Annotated in this window: 18 protein-coding genes; 8 read left to right on the top strand and 10 right to left on the bottom strand. The window is 51.5% G+C overall.

Translation table 11 applies throughout. The features are described 5' to 3' along the window. Positions 1-35 precede the first annotated feature (35 nt). The 9 genes from mfd to HMPREF9944_RS06985 all read right to left on the bottom strand — a co-directional run bounded on the left by mfd (position 36) and on the right by HMPREF9944_RS06985 (position 16,159). On the bottom strand, positions 36-3,482 hold the full coding sequence (gene mfd / locus HMPREF9944_RS07025) for a transcription-repair coupling factor (protein WP_008565435.1): 3,447 nt from the start codon (positions 3,480-3,482) through the stop codon (positions 36-38). A 2-nt stretch (positions 3,483-3,484) separates the two neighbouring features. Beyond that, complete coding sequence (locus HMPREF9944_RS07020; protein WP_008565434.1) at positions 3,485-4,231, bottom strand: polyprenol monophosphomannose synthase; 747 nt, start codon at positions 4,229-4,231, stop codon at positions 3,485-3,487. A 683-nt stretch (positions 4,232-4,914) separates the two neighbouring features. Continuing rightward, on the bottom strand, positions 4,915-8,268 hold the full coding sequence (locus HMPREF9944_RS07015) for a DEAD/DEAH box helicase (protein WP_008565433.1): 3,354 nt from the start codon (positions 8,266-8,268) through the stop codon (positions 4,915-4,917). After that, positions 8,261-8,767: a methylated-DNA--[protein]-cysteine S-methyltransferase gene (locus HMPREF9944_RS07010; protein WP_008565432.1), complete on the bottom strand. Its 507-nt coding sequence runs from the start codon at positions 8,765-8,767 to the stop codon at positions 8,261-8,263. The genes HMPREF9944_RS07015 and HMPREF9944_RS07010 overlap by 8 nt, the downstream gene beginning before the upstream one ends. A gap of 197 nt (positions 8,768-8,964) precedes the next feature. Then, complete coding sequence (locus tag HMPREF9944_RS07005; protein ID WP_008565431.1) at positions 8,965-9,954, bottom strand: YqiA/YcfP family alpha/beta fold hydrolase; 990 nt, start codon at positions 9,952-9,954, stop codon at positions 8,965-8,967. A gap of 500 nt (positions 9,955-10,454) precedes the next feature. Then, positions 10,455-11,912, bottom strand: coding sequence for a TrkH family potassium uptake protein (locus tag HMPREF9944_RS07000; RefSeq protein ID WP_008565430.1), 1,458 nt, complete (start codon positions 11,910-11,912; stop codon positions 10,455-10,457). Beyond that, positions 11,909-13,252 carry a Trk system potassium transporter TrkA gene (gene trkA / locus HMPREF9944_RS06995; RefSeq protein ID WP_008565429.1) on the bottom strand — a complete coding sequence of 448 codons (1,344 nt, stop codon included), beginning with the start codon at positions 13,250-13,252 and terminating at the stop codon, positions 11,909-11,911. Before trkA ends, HMPREF9944_RS07000 begins: the two co-directional genes overlap by 4 nt. After that, complete coding sequence (gene dxs / locus HMPREF9944_RS06990; protein WP_044113489.1) at positions 13,249-15,129, bottom strand: 1-deoxy-D-xylulose-5-phosphate synthase; 1,881 nt, start codon at positions 15,127-15,129, stop codon at positions 13,249-13,251. The genes trkA and dxs overlap by 4 nt, the downstream gene beginning before the upstream one ends. Before the next feature lie 532 nt (positions 15,130-15,661). Beyond that, entirely contained in the window at positions 15,662-16,159 is a 498-nt protein-coding gene (locus tag HMPREF9944_RS06985) for a low molecular weight protein-tyrosine-phosphatase (RefSeq protein ID WP_008565427.1), read from the bottom strand. Positions 16,160-16,421: 262 nt separating this feature from the next. Between HMPREF9944_RS06985 and asnA the strand changes: the two genes are divergently transcribed. Further along, positions 16,422-17,459, top strand: coding sequence for an aspartate--ammonia ligase (gene asnA, locus HMPREF9944_RS06980; RefSeq protein ID WP_008565426.1), 1,038 nt, complete (start codon positions 16,422-16,424; stop codon positions 17,457-17,459). A gap of 16 nt (positions 17,460-17,475) precedes the next feature. Here asnA and HMPREF9944_RS06975 read toward each other — a convergent pair whose 3' ends face one another. Next, on the bottom strand, positions 17,476-19,272 hold the full coding sequence (locus HMPREF9944_RS06975) for a DNA polymerase III subunit gamma/tau (protein WP_008565424.1): 1,797 nt from the start codon (positions 19,270-19,272) through the stop codon (positions 17,476-17,478). 63 nt (positions 19,273-19,335) lie between these two features. On the opposite strand from HMPREF9944_RS06975, the gene HMPREF9944_RS06970 reads away from it, so the two are divergent. The 7 genes from HMPREF9944_RS06970 (at position 19,336) to HMPREF9944_RS06940 (ending at position 25,106) form a co-directional block, all read left to right on the top strand. After that, positions 19,336-19,674, top strand: coding sequence for an FtsB family cell division protein (locus HMPREF9944_RS06970; RefSeq protein ID WP_008565422.1), 339 nt, complete (start codon positions 19,336-19,338; stop codon positions 19,672-19,674). Then, complete coding sequence (locus tag HMPREF9944_RS06965; RefSeq protein ID WP_008565421.1) at positions 19,658-20,068, top strand: hypothetical protein; 411 nt, start codon at positions 19,658-19,660, stop codon at positions 20,066-20,068. Before HMPREF9944_RS06970 ends, HMPREF9944_RS06965 begins: the two co-directional genes overlap by 17 nt. A 130-nt stretch (positions 20,069-20,198) precedes the next feature. Next, a complete protein-coding gene (locus HMPREF9944_RS06960; protein WP_008565420.1) occupies positions 20,199-20,999 on the top strand; it encodes a DUF4369 domain-containing protein in 801 nt (266 codons plus the stop codon). A 10-nt stretch (positions 21,000-21,009) separates the two neighbouring features. Beyond that, positions 21,010-22,341, top strand: a complete 1,332-nt coding sequence (locus HMPREF9944_RS06955) for a dihydroorotase (RefSeq protein ID WP_008565419.1) — start codon at positions 21,010-21,012, stop codon at positions 22,339-22,341. Between the two features lie 4 nt (positions 22,342-22,345). After that, entirely contained in the window at positions 22,346-23,143 is a 798-nt protein-coding gene (locus tag HMPREF9944_RS06950; protein WP_008565418.1) for a vitamin B12 dependent-methionine synthase activation domain-containing protein, read from the top strand. Between the two features lie 14 nt (positions 23,144-23,157). Then, positions 23,158-24,333 carry a metallophosphoesterase gene (locus tag HMPREF9944_RS06945; protein ID WP_008565417.1) on the top strand — a complete coding sequence of 392 codons (1,176 nt, stop codon included), beginning with the start codon at positions 23,158-23,160 and terminating at the stop codon, positions 24,331-24,333. A 14-nt stretch (positions 24,334-24,347) separates the two neighbouring features. After that, complete coding sequence (locus tag HMPREF9944_RS06940) at positions 24,348-25,106, top strand: lysophospholipid acyltransferase family protein (protein ID WP_008565416.1); 759 nt, start codon at positions 24,348-24,350, stop codon at positions 25,104-25,106. Positions 25,107-25,173 lie beyond the last annotated feature (67 nt).

Genomic DNA, 25,173 nt, shown 5'->3' with positions numbered 1-25,173 from the left:
GCAAATAAAAGTGAAATCATGTGTCTGAATGCCCGCTAATGCGCTGCAACCTTCCCTTGAAGCATGTCTCGAAGCACGCCGACGGCCTCTTCGACCGTGGGAATGGCATCGATACTTAGCAGCCGTCGCGTGCCAACTTGCTTGAAATCGCACCGCCGGGGGTGGCTTCCTACGTAGTCAATAACAGTGGAAAAGGTGCGGCTTTGATAGTAGGGACTGTCGGGATTGGCCACGAATTGCATGTTCATCTTGCCTTGTCGGAGCATGATTTTCTCGCATCCGAGCTGCTTACCCAGCCTGCGAAGCGGCACGACTTGCATGAGTTCGCGTCCTTCATGTGGCACTTTTCCGAAGCGATCTTCCAAGCGTTGGCGATAAGCCTCAAGGTCTTTGTCGTCGTTGATGCTGTCAAGTTCGCGGTAAAGCAGCATGCGTTCGCTGCTTCCGGGCACGTAGTTATCGGGCAAATACATCTCAAGGTCGCTCTCAATGGCACAGTCTTCGACGAACATTTCGCCTGTATCGTTGCCATCTGCCAGCTGTTCGGCGTAAATATCATGGAACTCGTCGTTCTTCAGCTCTGTAATGGCTTGGCTAAGTATCTTCTGATAGGTCTCAAACCCCAGGTCTTCCATGAACCCACTCTGCTCAGCTCCGAGTAAATTCCCTGCACCTCGTATGTCAAGGTCCTGCATAGCGAGGTTGAATCCGCTTCCCAATTCCGAGAAATTCTCAAGGGCTTCGAGTCTTCGGCGGGCTTCCGGGGTGAGCAAACTCTTTGGGGGTGCGAGCAAATAACAAAAGGCCTTGCGATTACTTCGGCCAACCCGGCCCCGCATTTGATGCAAGTCACTGAGGCCAAAGCGGTGAGCATCGTTGATAATCATGGTGTTGGCGTTGCTGATATCGATGCCGTTTTCAACGATAGTTGTCGAAAGTAACACGTCATAATCATAGTTCATAAAGCCCATAAGCACCCGTTCAAGCTCCTCGGGTGGCAGCTGTCCGTGCCCAATTGCTATGCGACAGTCAGGCACATACTTGTGAATGAGGTTGGCAACTTCCTGCAATCCGCTGATACGGTCATGGACAAAGTAAACTTGTCCGTTGCGACTCATCTCGAAATTGATGGCATCTGCAATCACTTCATGGCTGTAATTGGCCAGCTCGGTATGTATGGGATAGCGGTTAGGTGGCGGCGTTCGAATGATACTCATGTCGCGTGCGCCCATCAAAGAGAACTGAAGTGTGCGCGGAATCGGCGTTGCCGACATCGTAAGCGTATCGACATTGGTCTTCAATCGGCGCAGTTTCTCCTTGGTGGATACGCCGAACTTCTGTTCTTCGTCAATGATCAAGAGACCCAAATCGTGCCACTTCACGTCCTTTCCTATCAGCTTGTGCGTGCCAATCAAGATGTCTATCTTACCTTCGGAAAGGTCGGTCAGCACCTGTTTTGTCTGCTTTGCCGACCTTGCCCTTGAGAGATAGTCCACCCGGACGGGCATTCCTTGCAGTCGATTCTTGAAGGTTTGATAGTGTTGATAGGCCAAAACGGTCGTCGGAACGAGTACGGCTACCTGCTTACTGTCGCAGGTTGCCTTGAAAGCGGCACGCACTGCGACCTCCGTTTTGCCGAACCCTACGTCGCCACATACCAGCCGGTCCATCGGTCTTTGGCTCTCCATATCGGCCTTTACCGCTTGGGTTGCCTTGCTTTGGTCGGGCGTATCTTCGTAAATGAAGCTGGCTTCGAGTTCGTGTTGCAGGAAACTGTCGCCGCTGAATGCGTAGCCCTTTTCGTGACGGCGCTGTGCATAGAGCTTAATCAGGTCGCGGGCAATGTCTTTGATGTGCTTTTTAGTCTTCTCTTTCAGCCGTTCCCACGCTCCGGTTCCAAGCATATTGAGACGCGGAGGCCCACTATCCGCCCTACGATACTTACTTATCTTGTAAAGAGAATGGATACTAACGTCCACTTTATCGTTGTGTTGATAGACAATTCTTATCATTTCCTGATAGCTATTGCCTGTCGGAACGCGCACAAGTCCGCCGAATTTGCCGATACCATAGTCCACATGGACGATGAAATCGCCCGGTTCCATCTCCTGAAGTTCCTTCATCGTGAGGGCCATCTTGCCTGCTCTGGCCTCGTCGCTCTTGAGATTGTACTTATGGAAGCGGTCGAATATCTGATGATCTGTGAAGAAACACACCCTTAAATCATCGTCTGCAAAGCCTTCATGCAGCGTTTTGTTGACGGGTTCAAACCTGATTGACCGCGCTTTCGGGCTGTCCATGTCGGCAAAGATGTCCTTTAATCGTTGCGTCTGTCGCTCACTATCGGCCAGAATATAGAGCTGATAGCCCTTCAACATATAGTCTTCAAAGGTGTCAACCAGCAGGTCGAAGTTCTTATGGAACAAGGGTTGGGGTGTGATGTTGAACTTCAATACACTGTATTTCGACGTATCTTTTCTTACATCTGCCGCCGTCTTACCGGCATTCATGCCGAATTCAACCCGGCGAAAGCAAGCTGCTTCTTCCGTAAAACGGTGGGCCGTGAGGAGCGAAGCCTCTTTGTTCAGCTCGCTTAAAATTTGCTTTTGCTCCATCTCCGTGGCCCCTTCGAGTCGCTCGGCGACGGCTTGTTTGGCGAAACCTTCATGGTAAACGCGGTCGATTACATCGTGAATGTAGGCAAAATCCTTCACAACGAGCACGCTGTCTTCAGGCAGAAACTTCAGAAAAGAAATCTTTTCAGCGGTCAACGTGGCCAGTTCGGGCACGATTTCTGCCTCGTTCCGTCGGTCTTTCGACAGCTGGTCCTGCACTTCAAAGGTGCGAATGGTGTCGATTTCCCGCCCGAAGAAGTCGATTCGGAACGGATATTCGCAACTGAAAGAATAGACATCGAGAATGCTTCCACGCACGGCAAACTGCCCGGGCTCGTAAACATAGTCCACTTCCTCAAAGCCATAGCCGCGCAAGGTGTGCTCCACTTCGGTGATATCTACCTGCCCTCCGACCCTCAAAGACAGTCTTTGCGCGTCTAACCGCTGCTTGGAAACCACCAATTCTGACAGTGCTTCGGGGTGAGAAACAATGAAAAGAGGTGCCGAACTGCCTGCTTCTCGGGCCGAAATACGGGCCAATACCTCTGTTCGCAATATCTCATTGGCACTGTCGCGCTGCCCATATCTGACCGAACGCTTGTAACTTGACGGGAAAAACAACACGTTTCTCGTGCCCAAGACTTGTGTCAGATCATGATAAAAATAGCCGGCTTCGTCGGCATCCTGCAAGGCAAAGAGGAACGTCCGCGCCGTTTTTTCGGCCACAGCAGCAAAGAATAGGGGCGCAGCCGAGGCCATCAAGCCTTGCAAAAAGACGTTCTCGGCCTTCTCGTCCTCCAGGAGTTTCAGCAAAGCCGCGGCTTGTGGGGCCTTCACATAACGTTGTTGTAGTTCGCGAATGTCCAAACCTAAGCCTTCATTTTAGGGTATTTGCGAAGCCAACCATCGAGCCTCAACCGCATCACACCAAAGAAAGCCTCGCCGAAAATGCCCCCGTTCATCTTGCTGACACCCTCACGTCGGTTGACAAAAATCACGGGAATCTCTTTTATTTTGAACCCTATCTTGTGGGCGGTGTACTTCATTTCAATCTGAAAACCATAGCCTTTGAAGCGCACTTCGTCCAAAGGTATCGTCTCAAGAACGCGACGTTTGTAGCAAACAAAGCCCGCCGTGGTGTCGTGGACGGCAAAGCCCGTGACGAAACGCACGTACTTTGACGCGAAATAACTCATCAGAACGCGACCTATCGGCCAGTTGACAACGTTCACACCGCACACATATCGCGACCCGATGGCCACATCGTAGCCTTCCCGGGTGGCTGCATAAAGGCGCGGAAGGTCGTTGGGATCGTGGCTGAAATCGGCATCCATCTCCGTCACATAGTCGTAGCCGTGGGCTAAAGCCCATTTGAATCCCGTGATATATGCCGTTCCGAGGCCCAGTTTCCCCTTGCGTTCGATGAGGAACAAGCGGTCGGTAAACTCGCTTTCCATCAGCCGTTGCACGATAGAAGCAGTGCCATCGGGGCTCCCATCGTCTATGACAAGGACGTGAAAACACTTTTCCAAGCCGAAAACGGCACGTATGATCTTCTCTATATTCTCCTTTTCATTGTAGGTAGGAATGATGACTAAGGAATCACTTTCATGCATATTGCTGTTCGATTTTAGTACTGCAAACTTACATAAAATAATCGAATTCCACGCTTGAGAGATGAAAAAAAGAGTGAAAAAGGGCGAGGTTGGCGTCTGGTGCCAACGCCGTTACCAAGTAAAGTGCATGAAAGCAACGTCAAGAGTATTGCGTTTTCTTCCGATTAAAGTTTTTTTTTCTTCTAACCGCAAGCGGTTTATAATAGAATATCAGAGAATAAATAAACGAAAATAAGCCCTATTGATTTATAAAATTCTCTTGGATATTCTATGATTTTCGTCGATATACCACTTGCGGTTAGGGGGATTAAAACACGATGCTTTTCATGTTGGAAATCAACGACTTACATTCTGCGTTTCAATCTCAGCCATTTTACGGTGCAATCTCAGCCATATTAGCCGCTAAAATGGCTGAGATTACCGTGCAATATAGCTGAGATTGCAAACCGATTCAACGGGTGTAGAGACGCACGGGCCGTGCGTCCGCCCTACGTTTCAGTTGACAGTGGACAAGTAAACGGGTGGACAAGTTGATTGTTCCGCGTTGAGCGGACGCACGAACCGGGCGTCCCTACATTGATGTCATGGCCGGGTTGATGTATAAAATGATTGATATTGTGGGTCGTGCGTCCCTATATTCGCGTGTAACGCCTTTGTTGTTGTCTCTTTTTAAAATCATTTTGTTAACAGAGAGGCATGCCGTTGCCCTCTTTAAGGAGAGCAATTGAGGGCGAGGTCTCAATGAGTTCCTTGAAAATTCGGTCTTGTTTGAGGAGCTTTTCATTGCCCGTCAGAATCAATTGGCGGCGTGCCCGTGTGATGGCTACGTTGAGTTTGCGGTCGATAATGTGCCCGTTTTCCTCGAAACTGTTGGCCGTCAGGAAGCCGAGTTGATAGCGGTGACGCACCGTAAACGAATAGATTATCACGTCGCGCTGGCTGCCTTGATAGCGTTCCACGGTGTCGATGCTGATTTGTTCGAGGGCTTTTATTCCCATTTTCTCTATCTCTTTGCGTATCATGGCAATCTGATTGCGATAGGGAACGATGACTCCGACGGTCTTGTCGGCATCAAACCGCTCGGCATAGAAGCGGTGAATGCGACCCAAAAGGCGGGCCACAAGTCGTGCTTCGTGGGGATTTACCTTGTCGGAAACCTGCGGATTGCCACTGAATTCCGACGGAATGAAGAGCACACGGTGGCTTTTCAGCGCGTCGTCGAGGGCATCAATGGAAGGCAAGGTGTAGTCGAGTTGCTCCTCTAACTGATGGGGAAGGGGAACCGGTTTCAGCCGTTCTTTGAAGTAAAACATGCGGTTTGGGAAGGCAGCAATGGCCGGATGCATACGCCCTTGTGACTGCAATACGCCTACGAAGTGGCTCCTTTCGGCGGCTTCTTCCACATGAATGAGGCGCTCGAAAAGCGAGTTTCGGCAGTTAGTCAGGCCGATATTGTTGAGTTGTTTGTCGTGAACGGCCGACACGTTTGGCTCTTGTTGCACCACTGCGGGCAGTTGTTTGTGGTCTCCGATGAGGACGAATTTCGGCAAACGTGACAGCAATCCCACGAGATGAGGCTCCAAAATCTGACTCGCTTCGTCGATGATGGCCATCGAGAATGACTTGAGTTCGAAGAGATAAGTCTTGCTTTGGAGCGTGCTGGTGGTGCCGACAATGACCTGAGATGACTGCAATTGCAGGCGAATGTGGTTCAGATGGGGGTGCTGTTCGATGTATTCCGTGAGCAGATGTGAGCGATATCGCTTGTCACAACTGTAGGGATTGCCGATGCGAATGTAGTCGATAGCGTTGTCGGAAAGCATGCCGCAGATTTCATCTACGGCGCGGTTGGTGTAGCTCATCAGCAGGATTGACTGCCTTTTTGCCAGTGCTTCACGCACCATGAACTGAAGGGCCATGCTCGTTTTGCCCGTTCCCGGAGGCCCCACGAGCAGGAAATAGTCTTTTGCCTGAAAGGCTTTCAGCAGCAAAGGGTCGTAAGTAGGGTGATAGCTTCTTGTGAGTTGCACGGCAGCATCAAGCTCCGGGGCACGCTGGGCCAGCAATAATTGCCGGCAACTTGGGGCCGATGAGACGAATTGATGCAGCGAACGAATGGCCGAAGTGGCGGCAATGTCGCTGCCACTGTGCTCGATGGCCCACACGTTTCCAGCCTTCGGAATGGGGTTTACGGTCTTGATGGTGACGCTATCTGTGTGGATTTCGATGAGGTTTCCCTTGAAAAGGAGCGCCTTTCTGACGTCGGGTTCTTCCGAAGGGCTATAGGAATAGAGGTAAACCATGTCGCCCAAGCGGAAGTTGGGCAGGAAGTCTTCGCCCTGATTGGGCACATCGAGCGTGATGACATCATAGCCGTTGAGTTGCTTGCTCTTTGCTTTTCGGGCAATGGTGAGGCCGGTATAGATGTTTCCCGTCTCTTTTTTGACGGCCAAAGGCATGTTCCATAGGTCGGCCATACTGTTGCCCAAGCCCTCTTGCGCCCCTGTTTTTGCAGCCAATTGTTCGCGGAAAACGAAGGCCATCATGCGTTCGTAGTAGGCCTTTTCGAGTGGCGTGAGCCGGTGAAGCGGCTCAATGACACTGTCGAGACGGGGCTGAATGTAGTTGAAAAAGAATGGCGTTGCGAGGTGACGTTCGTTGAGAATGTCGGCCGAAAGCGCCTCCGTTGTGCCCTCAAAACCATTGAGTGCGAAGCCGAATTCATTGGCAACGATACGGTTGCGCAGCCGGATTGCCTCGCGAAAGAGCTTTTGATAGAAGTTCACAACGACCAATCCACCCGGCAAAGGGTACTTGGAATAGAGCAGTCGCATGTCGATATTGTGACTCGAAATGCGGAAGTTTTGACGCAGAACTCCGTAATATAGCAACAGTTGGACATAGTGTTCTTCCTTCTGAAAGCTGCCATATTTGTTCGGTTTTTGGCTTTGAATGTTGTAGTTACTGCCTGCTTTTTGCTCCACAAGTAGCTTGAAATCGGTGGTCATTAGGTCGACACGGCCTTGCAATCCCAGCTGTTCGCAGACGAAAGATGGCTCAAGGACGGCTTTTTCCCGACTGAAACTGCCGGCTTTATGCGGCTTTTGGGGGTCGCTGTGGAGGTCGCCAAAGAGTTCGGTTACAATGTCCTGAATGTTTTGGGTCTGCCGGAGTGCGGCCGCGCGGAAGTCTTCTTTGCGGTTAAGGTCGTCGCAAGTGCAGTATTCCAACGCCTTGTCTTTGAAGTTCTTCTTAAAAGTTTCCTGCCAAAGATAGCGTCCGTTGCCGTTGATGATGTCGTCGAGTGCGGTGCCGGCAAAGTTACCCAAGAGGATAGCCTGACTGTTTGCGGGCGGCAACATGGCGTTGACGAGGTAGGAAAGCGGGTGATGTCCGTAGTCTGTAAAGCAGCGGGCGATGCTGCTGATGTCGAGAAGAAAGTCGGGTTCATAGACAATTAAGGAGGCTTCTTGGGCTGAATCGACGTCGATAAGGTTTACTTGTGCACCGGCATGAAGCAGGGTTTTGAGATATGATTGATGGGGTTTCAGCCGAATGGTGAGCTGCTTTTCGGTGGTATCTTGGTCGATATTGACGGTGAAACTGTCGTCGGTGACCTCGTTGACAAGGCCGCGAATGCAGCGATAATCAATGCGGTTATAGTCCTGCGGCTTGTCTTCTACGGGCAGTTTGCCCACCAGAAAGGTCGGAATGTCGGCATCAAAGACCGCAGAAACGAACACGGCGAGGGCCCGACAGGCATACATCAGTTCCTCATGCGACAGACTTTCCGACCTGTTGCTGGCCCTTCTCATGCGCTGAATGGCTACCGTATCGCCCACGGAAACACGATGTTTCTTGCAAAGGAAGTCCACTTGGGCAAACAAGTTGCCGAAGGCAAGGTTACTTCCTGCCAGTCCTTCGCTGCATGCAAGCACCAATGTCTCGTGCAACAGCTTGTTGACAACGCTCGTTTCGGCTGAAATGGCGGCCTCGATGCGGCGGAAAAGTTCGTCGCTCGCTATGAAATCAGACATTTTCCGTTGTCGTTTTTTCCCACGCGATGAGTTGTTTCTTCAGTTCACGTCCCCAATGATACTCACCCGTCGTGCCGTCTTTGTGGATAATCCTGTGGCAGGGCACGAGCAAGGCGATGCGATTTTCGGCCACGGCAGAGGCCACAGCGCGCACCGCTTTGGGCTGTCCTACGCGCTCGGCCAACTGCTGATAGGAGATGGTTTCGCCCTTTTTGGTCTTTAAAAGCGTGCGCCACACCTTCTTTTGGAAGTCGGTTCCGCGCAGGTCGAGCGCCAGATGATGGTCGTAACCATCAAAGATAACGCGCTTCACCGTGTCGGCCATGCGGTCGTTTTGGGTCGTCGGGGTGTACGTTCCCCAGTGTCTTGCCAGTTCATGTATCACTTCCATGCGGTTCCAACCCAAGAACTGGAGGTCGCAAATGCCGTCGATCGTTCGGGCAACGATGATGGTTCCGAACGGTGTTTCGGCGAATCCATATACGATTTCGTTAGCCATTGTTGTGCTTGGAATAATCTTTGATTGAGAAAACGTCGTAAAACATGCGGTGTTATTTGCCTTATATCGTCGCATATTCTGCGACAAAAATACGCATAAAATGTGGCAAAAGCAAGAATGATGGGCTGAAAAGTGGCGTCATACGCCAAATGTTACTTGTCACCCTTCCCTTTGGAGGGGGCGGGGGAGGCCCTTATTCATTGCCCACCCAGCCTTTCAAAGAACGTAATCACCTCTTCCCACGTCTTGAACGCATCGCTACCGAAGGCGATGGTCGTGCCCATGAAGTTGGGATCAGGCTGCGGGTCGATGAAATAATCACCATAGAGGAGGTTCTTTTGATTGGTGAACACCACACGATCGTAGGCCGGTGCCGAGAGATATTCCTCCACCCAACGCTGCACTTCGTCCGTGTAAGCATGATTGTTTGTGGGCACCGGAGCCACGACATACACCTGATAGTGCTCCAACAGCAGTTCATAGGCTTTGTGCATGCTGCTTAATGGCTTGCTGAAATGGTCGTGCAGGGCATCATAATGCAGATAGATGATGGGACGTTCCGTGCCGTTCTGCCGGTCGTCTATCCAGCGAATGACGGGCACGAGATAGTGGAATGCCACCTTGTCTATAAGCCGATGCTCACCATGAAAACGGATAGCATTGGGGTAATGCGCCTTGAACAGGTCGAAAGTGTGCACAACCGGATCGTTATCCCCAAAGAGACCGTAGACGCGTTTGCGCTCTTCGGCATCGATATTTGCAAAACACTGCGCCGTGATGTCCCTGTATTCCTTGACGAGTCCCTTGGTGACAATCACCTCCTGCACGCCATCCTTGCGCGGATTTTGAAACACTTGACGCCCCATCATGCTGCTCATGGTGTCGCCCATCTCAAAGGCCGGATTGACAAGAATGCGGTCCGTGCCCCGCAACATCTCCGTGTACATGCCGCCCATCGACGTTCCGATGATGAGGTCGGGGCGCTCTTCGTCGACCATATTGCGCAATAAAGGCATGGCATCTTGAGGGCATAGGGGTATGTCTTCGGCTACAATGGTGGCTCCGGGTATGAGCTCTTGCAGCATTTTCACCGTTCCGCTCTGCGCCGAGGACAAGAAACCGTGCACGTACATGATTTTCTTTCCCCGCATCAGCGTGGGGAACTGTTTGCTATAAGCGTTTTCCATTTCTTCTGTTTCGTTTGTTCTGCCGGATTGCAAAGCTACAAAAAAGTACGTAAAAGCAGGAATAAAAACACAAGAAAATAGAAGCGGTTTTTTGTTCCCAATCCGTCATAGGTCTTGCGCTGCGTGGGCAATTCATTTTCCGATTGATTTGAGGCTTCCGCCCCAGGGCGACGTTAACACCTATTTGCGTTTGAAGCTTTCGCCCCGGGGCGATGTTAAGACATGTTTACATTTGGAACTTTCGCCCTAGGGCGAAGTTAATATCTGTTTACGTTTGGGCTTGCGCCCTAGGGCGACGTTAACATATGTTTATGTTTGAAGCTTTCGCCCCGGGGCGACGTTAATACACGTTCACATTTGGAACTTTCGCCCTAGGGCGAAGTTAATATATGTTTACGTTTAGGATTTGCGCCCCGGGGCGCAAGCAACATTTCCTTCGATTTGAGAATTGCGCCCGGGGGCGAAGGTCAATATCGATGTAGAATAATGATGACGCGCCTTCAATTATCCTTCCAAAAGGCGGGGGTAAAGATGACGAGAATGGTGAAGATTTCGAGACGACCGACGAGCATCAGCGTCGAGCAAAGCCATTTGATGCCCGATGGAAGCATCGACCAGCTCATTGTGGGACCGATTTCGAGGCCGAGCGACGGGCCGACGTTGCCGATGGAACTCAGGACGATGGTGATGGCGTTGGTGTTGTCAATGCCCGCGGCGATGATGATGAACGAGGCCACGAGGCAGAGCACGAGGTAGACGGAGAGAAAGGAAAGCAGCGTGACGCGGTGCTGCACGGAAATATTGTTGCCGTCGACATGAACGGGTAGGACGGCGTTGGGATGAAGGATTTGTCGGAACTCGTTGCGGATAATCTTGAGCAGGACGACGATGCGGATGCTCTTGAAGCCGCCGCTCGTGCTGCCCGAGCAGGCACCGAGGAACATGCAGGTGGCAAGGACCACCCATGTGACGTGGGGCCATGTGGCGGCGTCATCATTGAAGAGACCCGTCGTCGTGATGAACGAAACCACTTGGAAGATGCCGCAGCGGAAGGCTTTTTCTATGGCGTAGCCGTTGTGTATCATCAGTTCGGCCATGATGAAGATCGTAAAGCCGAGAACGACGAGGGCGTAGAAGCGGAACTCTTCGCTTTTATACATGAGTTTCAGCGAGCGGTGGGTGGCCGTCGTGTAGAGTAGCGTGAAGTTCACGCCCGAGAGGAAGCAGAAGAAGGTGGCGATGTATTCGATGGCGGGCGAGCGGAAGAACTCGGCGCTGTCGGTGTGGGTGGAGAAACCGCCCGTGGCCGTGCTGCCCATGGAGTAGTTGATGCTGTCGAACCAGCCCATGCCGCAGGCCATGAAGCTGAGCGTGCAGCCGACGGTGAGCACGAGGTAGACCATCCATATCCACTTGGCGCCGGTGCTGAGGCGCGGGTGGAGTCGGGTGCTGACGGGTCCTGTGGCTTCGGCTGCGAACACTTTGACGGAACCGCCGACGAAGGAGGGAAGAATGGCCGTGGTGAAGAAGACGATGCCCAAGCCGCCTATCCACTGCGTCATGCTGCGCCAGAAGAGCAGGCCGTGGGTCAGCTTGTCTACGTCGTCAATGATGGTGGCACCGGTGGTGGTGAAGCCCGACATGGTCTCGAAGTAGGCGTCGGTGAAAGCGGGTATGTAGCCACTGATGATGAAGGGAAGCGTACCGAAGAGGCTGAAGATGACCCACGAGAGCGTCACGACGAGGTAGGCGTCGCGTCGGCTCATGTAGTTGTCGGCGTTTCGACCGAGAAAGCGGAGCACGATGCCCGATAGTAAGGTCAGGATAATGGTAATGATGAAAGCCGGGACGTCGTCTTCCTGATAGCCGATGGCCATGCCTAAGCAACTCAACAGCAACGCAGCTTCGATGAAGAGCAATGAGCCGATAATCTTGAATATGATGTTGCGGTTGATCATTTGTTGAAGATTTTTTCTATTGCCTTCATGTTGACGTTGTGGCAGAACACCATCACCGAGTCGCCGGCGTTAATGCGTGTGTTGCCCGATACAAGGTAGCCTTCGCCGTTGCGAACGAGTCCGCCGATGGTCATTCCGTAGGGCAGTCTCATGTCTTTGACGGCTTTGAGCGTGATACGCGAGCCTTCTTGCGGGATAAACTCGGCCACATCGGCGTTGGCGTTCATCAAGAAGCGCACGTTGTGCACGTTGGCGTCGAGCATCATCTGGTAGATGTGCCCGGCCGAAATGGCTTTCTTATTGATGATGGTACCGATGTCCAAGCTTTCGGCCATGTTCACGTAGTCTACGTTCTCGACCATGGCCACGGTCTTCCTGACGCCCATACGCTTGGCCGTGAGACAGGCAAGGATATTGGTCTCGGCGTTCCCTGTAAGGGCCACGAAAGCCTGCGTGTTGCGGATTCCCTCTTCCTGCAGCAGTGCGACGTCGCGCCCGTCGCCGTGAATAATCAATGCACGGTCGTCGAGCAGTTCATTGAGGCGGTCGCAACGGCGTTCGTCGGCCTCGATGATTTTCACGTCCATGTATTCGGGCATCGTCTTGACGGCCCTGACGGCAGTGCGTCCGCCGCCCATCACCATCACGTGCTTCACGTCGACGTAGTGTTCCTTGCCCACGATTTTGCGAATGAAAGGGATATACTGTCGCGTTGTCATAAAGTAGGCCATGTCGTAACGTTTCAGCACATCGTTTCCACCCGGAATGATAGTGTCTCCGTCGCGCTTGATAGCCACGACGTGATAGGGGTCTTCGGGTCCGCTGATATCTTTCAGCGGTTTGTCAAGTATCGTACATGTCTCTCGGAGCTTGATGCCCAGCATCACCAAGGCACCGTCGTGCACGTCCCAACGCTGGCGAACCCAACTCATCTTCAGCCCGTTGTTGATGTCTGTAGCGGCCAACAGCTCCGGATAGATGACGGAGCTGATGCCCAAATCCTCAAAGATGTCCGCGGAACCGGGCGCCACGTATTCGTAGTTATCCACCTTGGCCACCGTCTTCTTGGCTCCCAATGCCTTGGCAAGCATGCAGCCCATCATGTTCTTGTTCTCGTCGGGGGTGACAGCGATAAAAAGGTCGGCCGACGCGATGCCGGCTTCCTTCAACACCTTGATACTGGTGCACGAGGCATTCATCGTCATCAAGTCGAAGTCGGAGCCGAGCTTGTCCAGCTTCTCCTGACTTTCGTCCATCAAGATAATGTCTTGATTGTCTCTTGAGAGCAGTTTGGCAAGATACGTTCCTATGGTATATGCACCGGCAATAATGATTTTCATTTCTTCGTCTCCTTAATGGCAGCAACGATGCTGTCGATGTCCATGTTACAGATGCGTTTCAGTTCGGCTACGGTTCCGTGCTCGACGAATTCGTCGGGCATTCCCATGCGCTTCACGGTGGGCGTGTAGCCGTGGTCGCTCAACCATTCGAGCACGGCCGAGCCCATTCCGCCGTTGCGCGTGCCGTCTTCGATGGTGATAATATGCTTGAAACGTTTGCCTACTTCGTGGAGCAATTCCTCGTCGAGCGGCTTCAAGAAGCGCAGGTCATAGTGGGCGACTTCTTCCTCCGACTTCGTTATGGCAAGCTCGACGTCGTTCCCGATCGGCCCGATGCTGATAACGGCCGTCTGCTTGCCGTCGCGCAGTTTGCGACCCGTGCCCACCTCGACCGCTTCCAACGGGCATTGCCAGTCTTTCCTTACGCCTCTTCCACGCGGATAGCGAATGACGAACGTACCTCGGCCGGGCTGCTGAGCCGTGTACATCAGCCGACGCAGTTCGTGCTCGTCCATCGGCGCGGCTATCGTCAGGTTGGGAATGGGGCGCAGGGCCGCCATGTCGAAAGCACCGTGATGCGTCGGCCCGTCTTCTCCCACAAGTCCTGCGCGGTCGAGGCAAAGCACCACGTTCAGGTTCAGCAGCGCAAGGTCGTGAATGATGTTGTCGTAGGCCCGCTGACTGAAGGCGCTGTAGATGTTGCAGAAAGGCAGCAACCCGTCTTTTGCCATACCGCCCGAGAAAGTCACGGCGTGCCCTTCGGCGATGCCCACGTCGAACACGCGGTCGGGCATCGCTTTCTGCATGATGCTCATCGAGCAACCCGTCGGCATGGCCGGCGTCACGCCCACGATACGTTTGTTCTGCCCGGCCAGCTCGAGCAGCGTCTCCCCGAACACGTCCTGATATTTGGGCGGCATATTGCTGCAATCTTGCACGATGCGCTCGCCCGTCTCGGGGTCGAACTTGCCCGGCGCATGCCATATCGTGGCACTTTTCTCGGCCGGTTCGTAGCCTTTTCCTTTCGTAGTGTGCAGATGAAGCAGCTTCGGCCCGCGCATATCCTTGAGCTGGCGCAGCACGCGCACCACCTCTTTCACGTCGTGCCCGTCGAACGGACCGAAATAGCGAATGTTCATTCCCTCAAAGATATTCTGTTGATGGCTCAGCGCACTCTTCAGCGCATTATTCAGGCGCAGGATGCCCTTCTTGCGCTCCTCGTTCAGGTAGCCTTTGCTGTGGAGCCACCGACTGGCCTTGAAGCGCAGCCTGTTGTAGGTCTCGTTGGTATCGAGGTTCAACAGATACTTCTCCATGCCGCCCACCGCACGGTCAATCGACATATCGTTGTCGTTGAGAATAATCAGCAGGTCGTTGGGCGTGCTCGACACGTTGTTGAGCCCCTCGAAAGCCAGTCCGCCGCTCATCGCACCATCGCCGATGACCGCCACGACATGCCTTCCGCTGCCATTCGCCGCCACAGCCATGCCCAAGGCCGCCGAAATCGAATTGCTGGCATGCCCGCAGGCGAACGTGTCGTATTCGCTTTCGGCCGGACTTGGAAACGGACAGATGCCATGCAGCTTCCGGTTCGTGCAGAACCGGTCGCGCCGCCCCGTCAGTATCTTGTGCCCGTAGGCCTGATGCCCCACGTCCCACACGATACGGTCCTCCGGCGTGTCGAAAACGTAATGCAGGGCCACCGTAATCTCCACGGCACCCAACGAAGACGCGAAGTGCCCCGGGTTCACCGCCACTTCGTCGATAATCTTTCCGCGCAGCTCCTTGCACACTTCGGGCAACCGCTCGAGGTCGAGCCGCCGCAGGTCGGCAGGGTATTTGATTTGGTTTAATAATTCGAATTTGTCACTACTCATCAATACGTGCAGCATGATTAACGCTGCAAAGGTAAGCTAAACAAACGTAACACGCAAAGAAAACGTCTATTTATTTCAGCCACCCTTTCCCTTTTTCCTTTTCCGTCCCCTTATATAATAAGGTGAAAATATTTTCCTACCGCATCTTTTATAACGCATAACCGTAGAGAAATGCTTTTTCCTCCGCATGTCTTGTGACTCCCAACCGTATATCTTATGATTTACAACCGTATATCTTGTGATTTATAACCGTATATCTTATGATTTACAACCGGAGGGAAACATTTTTCCTTCCGTATGTTCCGTGATTTCCATCCGTATCTTTTTGAATTATCTCCATGGAGAAACGAACTTATCTCCATGGAGATAAATATTTTTCTCCACGGAGATAAGAATTTATCTCCACGGAGATAATTCAAAAAGATACGGACGGAAAAAATAAAAGATACGGAGGAAAATGTCTTTCCTCCGTATTCTAAAAACGTTTTCATCTTGAACGGACGCACAGCCTTTGCGTCTCTATCATCATTTCTCAGCCTTTTGCGTGGCCGACCAATGCGTTCAGTAGTCCTTCCACGCCGTCTTCAATCAGGTCGAGCGCCCGTTCAAAGTCGGCGGCGCCGCCATAATAGGGGTCGGGCACGCTCGTTGCGTGCGGGTGGGCAGTGAAGAAGTCGGCCATTCGCACTACTTTCCGAGCCTCTTCGGGCGCGGCTTTGGCGGTGATGATGCGGTAATTGTCGTCGTCCATGACCACAATGCGGTCGAAATGCTTGAAGTCTGAAGGCCGGATTTGTCGTGCGCGATGGTCGATTTGATAGCCGCGACGGGCGCCGTGCTCGCGCATTCGGCGGTCGGGAAGCTCTCCTTCGTGCCAGTTTCCTATGCCGGCGGAGTCCACTTCGAAGCGGTCGGATAATCCCCGTGCGTCGATTGCCTTTTGAAACACGGCGTGGGCGGCCGGCGAACGGCAGATGTTGCCCAGACAGATGAAAAGAATCTTGGTGCGTGCAGTCGTTTTTGTGTTCATGTTTGTTGTTGTTGTTGTCAATTGCGTGCAAAGGTAAGAAAATGTGGGCAGTCTTGCAACCCTGTACGGTTTCTTTGGGCCGCCTGCCTTGCTGTGTTGCGGCCGGAAGATGGTTGCCTTTCGTTTATAAGGTAAATACAGAAAGACAGTCAAAGTCGTGTTTTTGTGGCAAAATGAAGATTATTCTGGGTGGTTTGCTTGCATTTTAACGATTATTGCTTATCTTTGCATGCAGAACTAAAATGTAAGAAAAGGAATTGCAATGAGTAAACTGATAAAGCCCGAAGGCTATAAAGCGCTGCTCGACATGTGGCAGACCGAACAGGGAATCAAGTTGATTAAAGACTTTTTTCAGCAGAATCTTGCCACGGAATTGCGTCTGCGTCGCGTGACCGCCCCACTGTTTGTGCTGACGGGGCTGGGCATCAACGACGACCTCAATGGGGTGGAGCGGCCTGTCAGTTTCCCGATAAAAGATCTCCACGATGCGCGGGCCGAAGTGGTTCATTCTTTGGCCAAATGGAAGCGATTGACGCTCGCTGATTATGGCGTTGAGCCGGGATATGGGGTCTATACGGATATGAATGCCATTCGGGCCGACGAAGAATTGGACAATCTTCACTCGCTTTATGTGGACCAATGGGACTGGGAGGCTGTCGTAAGCAAGGAGGAACGCACGATTGGCTTCCTTGAGAACGTGGTGCGGCGCATCTATGCTGCCATTTTGCGAACGGAGTATCTGACGTGCGAAACTTATCCGATGATTAAACCCTTCTTACCGCGCGAGATTCATTTCGTTCACAGTCAAGACCTCTTGGAGATGTACCCCGAACTCGAACCCAAACAGCGTGAAGATGCGATTTGCAAGCAGTTAGGTGCCGTGTTCATTGAAGGTATCGGCGGGAAACTAAGTGACGGGAAGAAGCATGATGGCAGGGCTCCCGACTATGACGACTGGAGTACGGTGGGAGAAAACGGCAAGAAGGGGCTTAACGGCGACATTCTTGTTTGGTATCCTGTGCTGAACCGCGCGATAGAATTAAGCTCCATGGGCATCAGGGTGGACAAGGATGCCTTGCTGCGACAACTGAAAATAGAGGGAAAAGAAGACCGAAAGGCGTTGTATTTCCATCAAAAGCTGCTCAACGGAGAATTGCCTTTGAGCATCGGGGGAGGCATCGGGCAGAGCCGTCTTTGCATGATTATGCTCCACAAGGCTCACATCGGTGAGATACAAGCCAGCATCTGGCCCGAAGAAATGCGCAAGGAGTGTCGCCGTTCGGGTATGCCTTTGATTTGAACGGCGCAGGCTGCTTTCACGACATATCCAAGTTGAGCGTCTGACACAGCCTGGCGAGTGCCGGGTTTTCTTTTTTCATTTCTTCGAAACTTTCACGCTTGGTGAGCAATTTCTTCACTTCGGCCCCTTGAGCCACGCGCCAATCGATGTTGATTTGGCCGTTGTTCAGTTCTTTAGCCAATGTGGCTTTGATGCGCGGCTTAATGGAAGCCACCTGAGTGAGAATGATTTGATTGTCAAGCACAATCTCTATGTTTGGAAACTCGGTTATTCGGGGCGTTACGTTCTTCAATCGCGTTGCCAGAACCTGAAGTTCCTGTGGCATTCTGACCAACATTGCAAACCAAGAAGTCTCGAGTTGGTCTTGCGTGAAGTGTCTTTCCTGTGTCGTGTCTACTTCGAATTGCTCCGTTTTCGGCTCTTCGGAGCGGTTTACCTGCGCCCGATGCCCACGGAAAGTGAAGCCGAGGGTATCGATGTTCACGTTGGAGAGGGGCTTTGTCGGTGCCTTTTCGAGGGTGTTTGTTGCCGAAACCGCAGGCGAAGAGGCCTGAACAACGGTTTCGGTAGGTTTTGGTTGCGTTCTCTCTCGGGGAGAGACGGCGTGTTTCTCAGCCGCAGCCACCTGCAAAGCTGCTGTCGTTGGCTGAGATTTCATCAGATTTTTGAACAGGGATTTCAATCGCTTAGGGCTACGCCCCGCGCCGGTATCGTCTTCGGGCTGCGTGATTTGCGCCATTTGTATAAGTGTCAGCTCCACCAACAGCCGCTTATTGCTGCTCTGTTTGTAGTTGATGTCGCATTGGTTGAGCACTTTCAGCGCCTGATAAAGGAAGTTCACGGGGCATTTCTTGGCTTGTTCGTGATACTTTTCCCGCTGTTGTTGGCTCGTTTCCAAGAGCGGCAGCGTCTGTTCGTCACGAGCCATGAGCACATTTCGAACGTGTGCGGCGAGCCCCGTGACCAGATTGCCCCCGTCAAAGCCCTTTTTTAGAACGTTGTTGAACAGCAACATGATGTCAGAGACCTTGTTTTGCAGGGCATCGTCTACGATTTGGAAGTAATTGTCGGCATCCAGCACATTAAGGTCCTCTATTACCTTTTGATAAGTGATGTTTCCTTGGCAGAAACTTGCCGCTTGATCGAAGATGGAAAGTGCATCACGCATGCCACCATCGGCCTTTTCGGCAATGACGGCAAGTGCTTCTTCCTCATAGGTGATGCCTTCTTTGTCGGCAACCGTCTTCAAATGCGCAATCGTATTGCCCACCGTCATGCGCTCGAAGTCGTAGATTTGACAGCGAGAAAGGATGGTCGGAAGGATTTTATGCTTCTCTGTGGTGGCCAAGATGAAGATGACATGGGCGGGAGGTTCCTCAAGAGTCTTCAGAAAAGCATTGAAGGCAGCCGTCGAAAGCATGTGCACCTCGTCGATGATAAACACCTTATAGCGACCCACTTGCGGCGGTATTCGCGTCTGTTCCATCAGAGATTTGATGTTCTCCACAGAGTTGTTGCTGGCCGCATCAAGCTCGAATATGTTGTAAGAACGCTGCTCATTGAAAGCCTTACAGCTTTCACAGGCATTGCAAGCCTCGCCGTCTTCGCTTGGATTTTCACAGTTAATGGCCTTCGCAAAGATGCGAGCACAAGTGGTTTTCCCTACACCTCGCGGGCCACAGAACAAGTAAGCATGCGCCAGTTTCCTGCTTTTCACCGCATTCTTCAGCGTTGTTGTGAGCGCATGTTGGCCCACAACGGAGTCGAAAGTCATAGGGCGATACTTCCTTGCCGATACAATATAATCTTCCATTTTTTCTGAATTGATGATGCAAAGATAGTAAAAATTATTATCTTTGCAAACAAATAAACAATAATGGCAGGCCGTTTGAATGGTATCTTGGGGTTCATTGCCCACTATAAATATCTTATAGTGGTTGTCATTGGAGTGCTCATTGTCGGCTTGATCGATGAGAATAGCTTCCTGAAACGTGTGCAATTGGAACTCCGAATCAGTGACCTGAAGCGCGAAATCAACAGATATACGGAACAGTACGAAGCCGATTCTCGCCAATTGGATGAGCTGAAACGTCACCCAAAAGCCATTGAAAGGATAGCCCGGGAGCGTTATTTCATGAAGGCAGATGACGAGGATATCTACGTGCTGAGCGATGATGAACAACCTATTGAGACGAATAATGAAACAACTGAATAGTCTACAAAGTCTTCTTTTTATCGGTGGTGGGCTCCTCATGGTAGTGGGAGTGGGCTGCTATGTGTTTATGTTTGCCATGCAAATCGTCTGTTGGATAGCACTGACAGGCTGTATTCTGTTTGCTTTGATGCAAATGATGCAGACCTATGAAGGCAACAGTCTGACCCTCAAACGACTGAGAAATATCCTTAATTTTGCCGACATGCTGTTCGTTCTCGCTGGTCTTTTGATGGTTGATAACGCATATGGTTTCTTGCGCTCTGCATTTGGCAATCAAATTGACTACATTACTTATATATATAACAAATGGGTCGTCGTTCTTTTGATTGCCGTCGTCGTCGAAGTGTATGCGGTTCATCGCATCGACCATGAACTGAAGAAAGAAAATAAATGACAGACAGAGCCATCGCAATGCCGATTACGAAAAAAACATAAAAGGAACACTCGATAAATTAAATAGCATAAATTTTCTTTCGCACTCCGTTACTTCCTATTATCTTTGTTAACAGAACAAGAAAACAGTTATGAATAAAGTCTTATACGCCTTTCTGACGCTTTTAGCCTTGACATCTTGTGCAGATGCTTACAACATTGTGGGCACCTCAAACGTGTCTAATCTCGATGGAAGAATGCTGTATTTGAAGATACTTAAGAACAATGAGTTCAAGACACTCGACTCTTGTGACGTCGTTCATGGGCAGTTTAAGTTCTCAGGAACGGTGGACTCTGTTTGCATGGGCAATATTTTCATGGACGAAGAAAGCGTACTTCCGTTGGTAGTTGAGGCCGGAAACATTACCATAAAGATTGACAATACACAGCAAACTGTCAGCGGAACTCCGCTGAATGACAAGCTTTTTGTGTTTTTCAACAAGTATAATCAATTGAAAAACCAAGAGTCAGAACTCGTTCATAAGCATGACCAGGCTATTATGAACGGCCGTAATATGGACATTGTGAACGCCAACTTGAGTAGGGAAGCTGCCCGATTGACGCAGAAAGAAGACGAACTTGTCACCACGTTTGTCACCGAAAACTTCGACAATGTGCTGGGCCCCGGCATCTTTTTCATGGTGACCGTGGGTTATCAATACCCTGAATTGACGCCTTGGATAGAGGATATTATGAGCAAAGCTACTGATAAGTTCAAGAACGATCCCTATGTAAAGGACTATTATCAAAAGGCACAAGAGAACCAACAAATCATGAATGGATTGCGTGAAGTAGAGCCTTCGGCAGCCGAAAACAATGCTCCACAAACGGATTCTCAGCCTGTTCGTCCGGCTCCGACACCTGCACAGATGGCGCAACCCGCTGCCCGATAACTGCAAAACGATGAAGACGATCATACAAGGTGGCACAGTCGTCAATGAAGGTCGCTCCTTTCGGAGCGACATTGTCATTGAAGAAGACCGTATAACTGCTGTTTGTGAAACCGCAGAAACGCCTCGGGGAGTCTACGACCAAACGGTAGATGCCTCGGGGTGTTTTGTTTTTCCGGGTGTCATCGATGCTCATGTGCACTTCCGTGAGCCCGGTTTGACGCGCAAAGCCGACATTGAGAGTGAGAGTCGCGCGGCTGCTTTCGGTGGCGTCACCTCGTATATGGAGATGCCGAACACCTCGCCTCAGACCACCACTCCCGAGGCTTGGCAGGAGAAGATGGCCATTGCCGGTCGTAAAAGCCATGTGAACTACAGCTTTTTCTACGGGGCCACGAACAGTAATGCCGACACTTTTGCCTCGCTCGACCGTACACTTTTTCCGGGAATAAAGCTTTTCATGGGTGCCAGTACGGGCAATATGCTGGTGGATAAGCGCGACCGTCTGGAATATATATATAAGGTGTGCGCCGACTTAGACCTGCAGTTGATGACCCATTGTGAGGACACCGACATCATCACGTCCAACATGTTGCGGGCCAAAAGCCTACAGGCTGACCCCGATATCAGCCTACATCCGCTCATCAGAAGCGAGGAAGCCTGCTATCGGAGCACGGCTCTCGCGGTGGAACTGGCACGGAAATACGGCACAAGACTCCATGTTGCCCACCTCACAACGGCCCGTGAACTTTCCTTTTTCGGCCTCGATGGCCGCATAACGGCAGAGGTAGTGCTGGCCCATCTCCTCTTTTCCGACGAGGATTATCAGGCTTTAGGCACACGCATCAAATGTAATCCTGCGGTCAAAACCAAGGCCGATCGCGATGCACTTCGCCGTGCCTTGACCGATGGACGCATCACAACCGTGGGCACAGACCATGCACCTCACGAACTTAAAGACAAGGAAGGTGGGTGTTTGGCTGCTTCGGGCATGCCGATGGTGCAGTTTTCGCTCGTTGCGATGCTTGAATTGGCCGACCAAGGCATACTGTCTCGCGAGCGAGTTGTCGAGTTAATGTGTCACAATCCGGCCCGCCTTTTCCGTATTGATGACCGCGGTTTCCTGCGCAAAGGCTATAAGGCAGACCTCACCATTGTGCGTCCTGCGAGTCCATGGACCGTGACAACCGACACGATTGAGAGCAAATGCAAATGGAGTCCGCTGGAAGGTCGCATCTTTAATAACCGCGTTCAAACAACAATATGCAATGGACACGTCGTCTATGACCGCGGCCTTTTCGATGCTTCCTACCGTGGAGAGCCGCTGACATTCCATACATCATGAAAGAATGATACTGCATTACGATATTCAAGACATCGTTCCCTATATCAATTGGCTCTATTTTTACCACGCTTGGAGCATGAACGGGAAGTCCGAAACGGCAAAGTTGCAGTTGCGGAAAGATGCAGAAGAGATGTTACGCACTTGGGAAGGATGTTATCATACACATGCTGTTTTCGGGCTGTTTGATGCGAACAGCGATGGAGATGACCTCATCTTGGGTGATAAACGCCTGCCGATGTTGCGCCAACAGAAGCCAAAGAAGCCCGGATACCCCAATCTCTGTTTGGCCGATTTCGTACGTCCTGTTGGTAAAGGTAAGGATAAAGTGGGCGTATTTGCCACGTCGGTGGATGCCGAATTGCAGAAAGCTTATCTGCATGATGACTATCAACGCATGCTGTCACAGGTGCTTGCCGACCGCTTGGCAGAGGGAACTGCCGAGAAAATGCATGAAGAAGTGAGGCGAAACTACTGGGGATACGCTCCCAATGAACGCCTGACAATGGAGCAAACGCATAACGAACAATATCAAGGAATACGTCCTGCTGTGGGCTATCCTTCCCTGCCTGACACGAGTATCAACTTCATTTTAAATGAATTGATCGATATGAAAGGCATCGGAATACGCCTCACCGAGAGTGGAATGATGACGCCCCATGCCAGCGTAAGCGGCCTGATGCTGGCCCATCCCGGCAGCTGTTATTTTGAATTAGGGCGTATCGGGGCCGATCAAATCAATGACTATGCCCGCCGACGTGGACTGCCTGTCGAACTGATACGGCGGTTCCTCAAGGGCGTTTAAAACCAAAATAAACGATGATAGCAAGAATTATCTTTCTTTTGATACCGATGATTGTGCTGAGCGACTTCTATATCGAGCGGTACTTTCTACGAAACCATCCGCGTTATACGCCCGTTAAACGACTCTTTTGGTGGCTTCCGGGCGCATTGATGCTACTGTTTTGCTTGGCATTGGCATGTTGTGGAAAGTTCGTTCCAGATGATATCCGCTGGATAAAGGCCTTCCTTATCCTCCTTGGCATCGTCGTTGTGCCCAAGACAGTCTTTGCCATCATCTCCTTATTCGGCCGACTTTGCCGGTGTTCTCGGCGCAATGGCAGGCGATGGAACCTTTTTGGGCTCGCATTAGGCATCATCTGCGGTCTCACGATGGTCTATGGTGTGCTCATAGGTCCGCGGAAATTGCGCGTCACCCGAATAGATTTGGCTTTCAAAGACCTGCCCGAAGCCTTCGACGGACTGCGCATCGTGCTCTTCAGCGACGCACATGTGGGCACCTTTAATAATGGTTGGGAGCACCTTTTACAGCGAGATATCGATACAATCTTGGCACAACGGCCCGACATGATTTGCTTTGTTGGCGACCTACAGAACACACAACCCGCCGAACTTCTGCCCAATATGGCACTGCTTTCCCGCCTTTCCAAGCAGGGAGTTCCCATGTATAGTGTTCTTGGAAACCATGACTATAGCCAGTATTTCTATGGAGACAGCGTGGCAAAAAAGGCGTGCGAAGAAGGCATAAAAACGTTGGAACGCCGAATGGGATGGCGGCTTTTGCTCAACGAACACGCTGTTTTTTACAGCAAGGATAAGCGCGATTCGATTGTCATTGCTGGTGAGGAAAACTGCGGAGTTGGCCATTTTCCTGACTATTCTGACCTTTCAAAGACCTTGAAAGGCGTAGATCGGAAGGCATTTGTGGTCTTGTTGCAACATGATCCCAAGTCTTGGGAGAGCCGCATCTTGCCGAAAAGCCATGCCCAACTGACGCTTTGCGGTCACACACATGGCGGACAAATCAACCTTTTCGGGCTGCGTCCGACGATGATAAGCTATCATGATGACTACGGACTTGACGAGAAAGACGGGCGTTTCCTCTATGTCACGTGTGGTATCGGCGGCCTTGCTCCGATCCGAATTGGCGTAGATCCCGAGATTGCCGTCATCACCTTGCGAACGAAAAAATAAAGCATTCACGGCCTATGAAGTATCTTTACCGACTCTATCAACTCGTTATCTGCCTGCCAATCCTGCTGTTGGCGAGCATGATTACATCGCTTGTCACCGTCATTGGCTGCATGGTTGGCAACGGACATTTCTGGGGTTACTATCCCGGAAAGTGCTGGGCGTGGCTTTGGATACGCCTTTTGCTGCTGCCGGTCAGCGTCGATGGGCGCGAACATCTGGTGCCCCGGCAGTCTTATGTCTTTGTGGCCAACCATCAAGGTGCCTTTGATATCTTCCTCATTTACGGCTTCTTGGGTCGCAATTTCAAGTGGATGATGAAGAAAGGGCTGCGGAAAATACCCCTTGTAGGCGTGGCTTGCCAATACGCCCACCATATTTTTGTGGACAAAAGTGGGCCATCTAAGATACGTGCCACCTATGATGAAGCACGTCATATCCTGCAAGAAGGCATGTCACTCGTGGTGTTTCCCGAAGGAGCCCGCACGTTTACGGGACACATGGGCGTGTTTCGTCGCGGTGCATTCATGCTGGCCGACGACCTCCAACTGCCCGTCGTTCCGTTGACCATCAATGGAAGTTTCAACGTAAAACCACGCACCAAGGACCTCTATTGGGTCTTTTGGCACCCCTTGAAGCTCACTATTCATGAGCCTATCATGCCCATTGGACAGGGCCCGGAGAACATTAAAAACCAGTTGGAACGCAGCTATCAGGCCGTCATGGACGGACTTGAACCGGCCTATCAAGGCTTTGTTGCGAACCCGGATCAGTGAGGCTCACCCTCAACCCCCTAATCCTCACCCTCTATCCCTCCCAAAGGGAGAGGAGAATGGGCTTGTA

The sequence above is a fragment of the Segatella maculosa OT 289 genome, from assembly GCF_000243015.1.
GTDB classification, from domain to species: Bacteria; Bacteroidota; Bacteroidia; order Bacteroidales; family Bacteroidaceae; genus Prevotella; species Prevotella maculosa.
This window is presented reverse-complemented; position numbering and strand designations above follow the sequence as displayed.

What these genes read in the sequence shown, in the direction of transcription:
- HMPREF9944_RS07020 (WP_008565434.1), bottom strand. Translation starts at nt 4,231, where the DNA reads ATGCATGAAAGTGATTCCTTAGTCATCATTCCTACCTACAATGAAAAG.
- HMPREF9944_RS07015 (WP_008565433.1), bottom strand. Translation starts at nt 8,268, where the DNA reads ATGTCTGATTTCATAGCGAGCGACGAACTTTTCCGCCGCATCGAGGCC.
- HMPREF9944_RS07010 (WP_008565432.1), bottom strand. Translation starts at nt 8,767, where the DNA reads ATGGCTAACGAAATCGTATATGGATTCGCCGAAACACCGTTCGGAACC.
- HMPREF9944_RS07005 (WP_008565431.1), bottom strand. Translation starts at nt 9,954, where the DNA reads ATGGAAAACGCTTATAGCAAACAGTTCCCCACGCTGATGCGGGGAAAG.
- HMPREF9944_RS07000 (WP_008565430.1), bottom strand. Translation starts at nt 11,912, where the DNA reads ATGATCAACCGCAACATCATATTCAAGATTATCGGCTCATTGCTCTTC.
- trkA (WP_008565429.1), bottom strand. Translation starts at nt 13,252, where the DNA reads ATGAAAATCATTATTGCCGGTGCATATACCATAGGAACGTATCTTGCC.
- dxs (WP_044113489.1), bottom strand. Translation starts at nt 15,129, where the DNA reads ATGAGTAGTGACAAATTCGAATTATTAAACCAAATCAAATACCCTGCC.
- HMPREF9944_RS06985 (WP_008565427.1), bottom strand. Translation starts at nt 16,159, where the DNA reads ATGAACACAAAAACGACTGCACGCACCAAGATTCTTTTCATCTGTCTG.
- asnA (WP_008565426.1), top strand. Translation starts at nt 16,422, where the DNA reads ATGAGTAAACTGATAAAGCCCGAAGGCTATAAAGCGCTGCTCGACATG.
- HMPREF9944_RS06975 (WP_008565424.1), bottom strand. Translation starts at nt 19,272, where the DNA reads ATGGAAGATTATATTGTATCGGCAAGGAAGTATCGCCCTATGACTTTC.
- HMPREF9944_RS06970 (WP_008565422.1), top strand. Translation starts at nt 19,336, where the DNA reads ATGGCAGGCCGTTTGAATGGTATCTTGGGGTTCATTGCCCACTATAAA.
- HMPREF9944_RS06965 (WP_008565421.1), top strand. Translation starts at nt 19,658, where the DNA reads ATGAAACAACTGAATAGTCTACAAAGTCTTCTTTTTATCGGTGGTGGG.
- HMPREF9944_RS06960 (WP_008565420.1), top strand. Translation starts at nt 20,199, where the DNA reads ATGAATAAAGTCTTATACGCCTTTCTGACGCTTTTAGCCTTGACATCT.
- HMPREF9944_RS06955 (WP_008565419.1), top strand. Translation starts at nt 21,010, where the DNA reads ATGAAGACGATCATACAAGGTGGCACAGTCGTCAATGAAGGTCGCTCC.
- HMPREF9944_RS06950 (WP_008565418.1), top strand. Translation starts at nt 22,346, where the DNA reads ATGATACTGCATTACGATATTCAAGACATCGTTCCCTATATCAATTGG.
- HMPREF9944_RS06945 (WP_008565417.1), top strand. Translation starts at nt 23,158, where the DNA reads ATGATAGCAAGAATTATCTTTCTTTTGATACCGATGATTGTGCTGAGC.
- HMPREF9944_RS06940 (WP_008565416.1), top strand. Translation starts at nt 24,348, where the DNA reads ATGAAGTATCTTTACCGACTCTATCAACTCGTTATCTGCCTGCCAATC.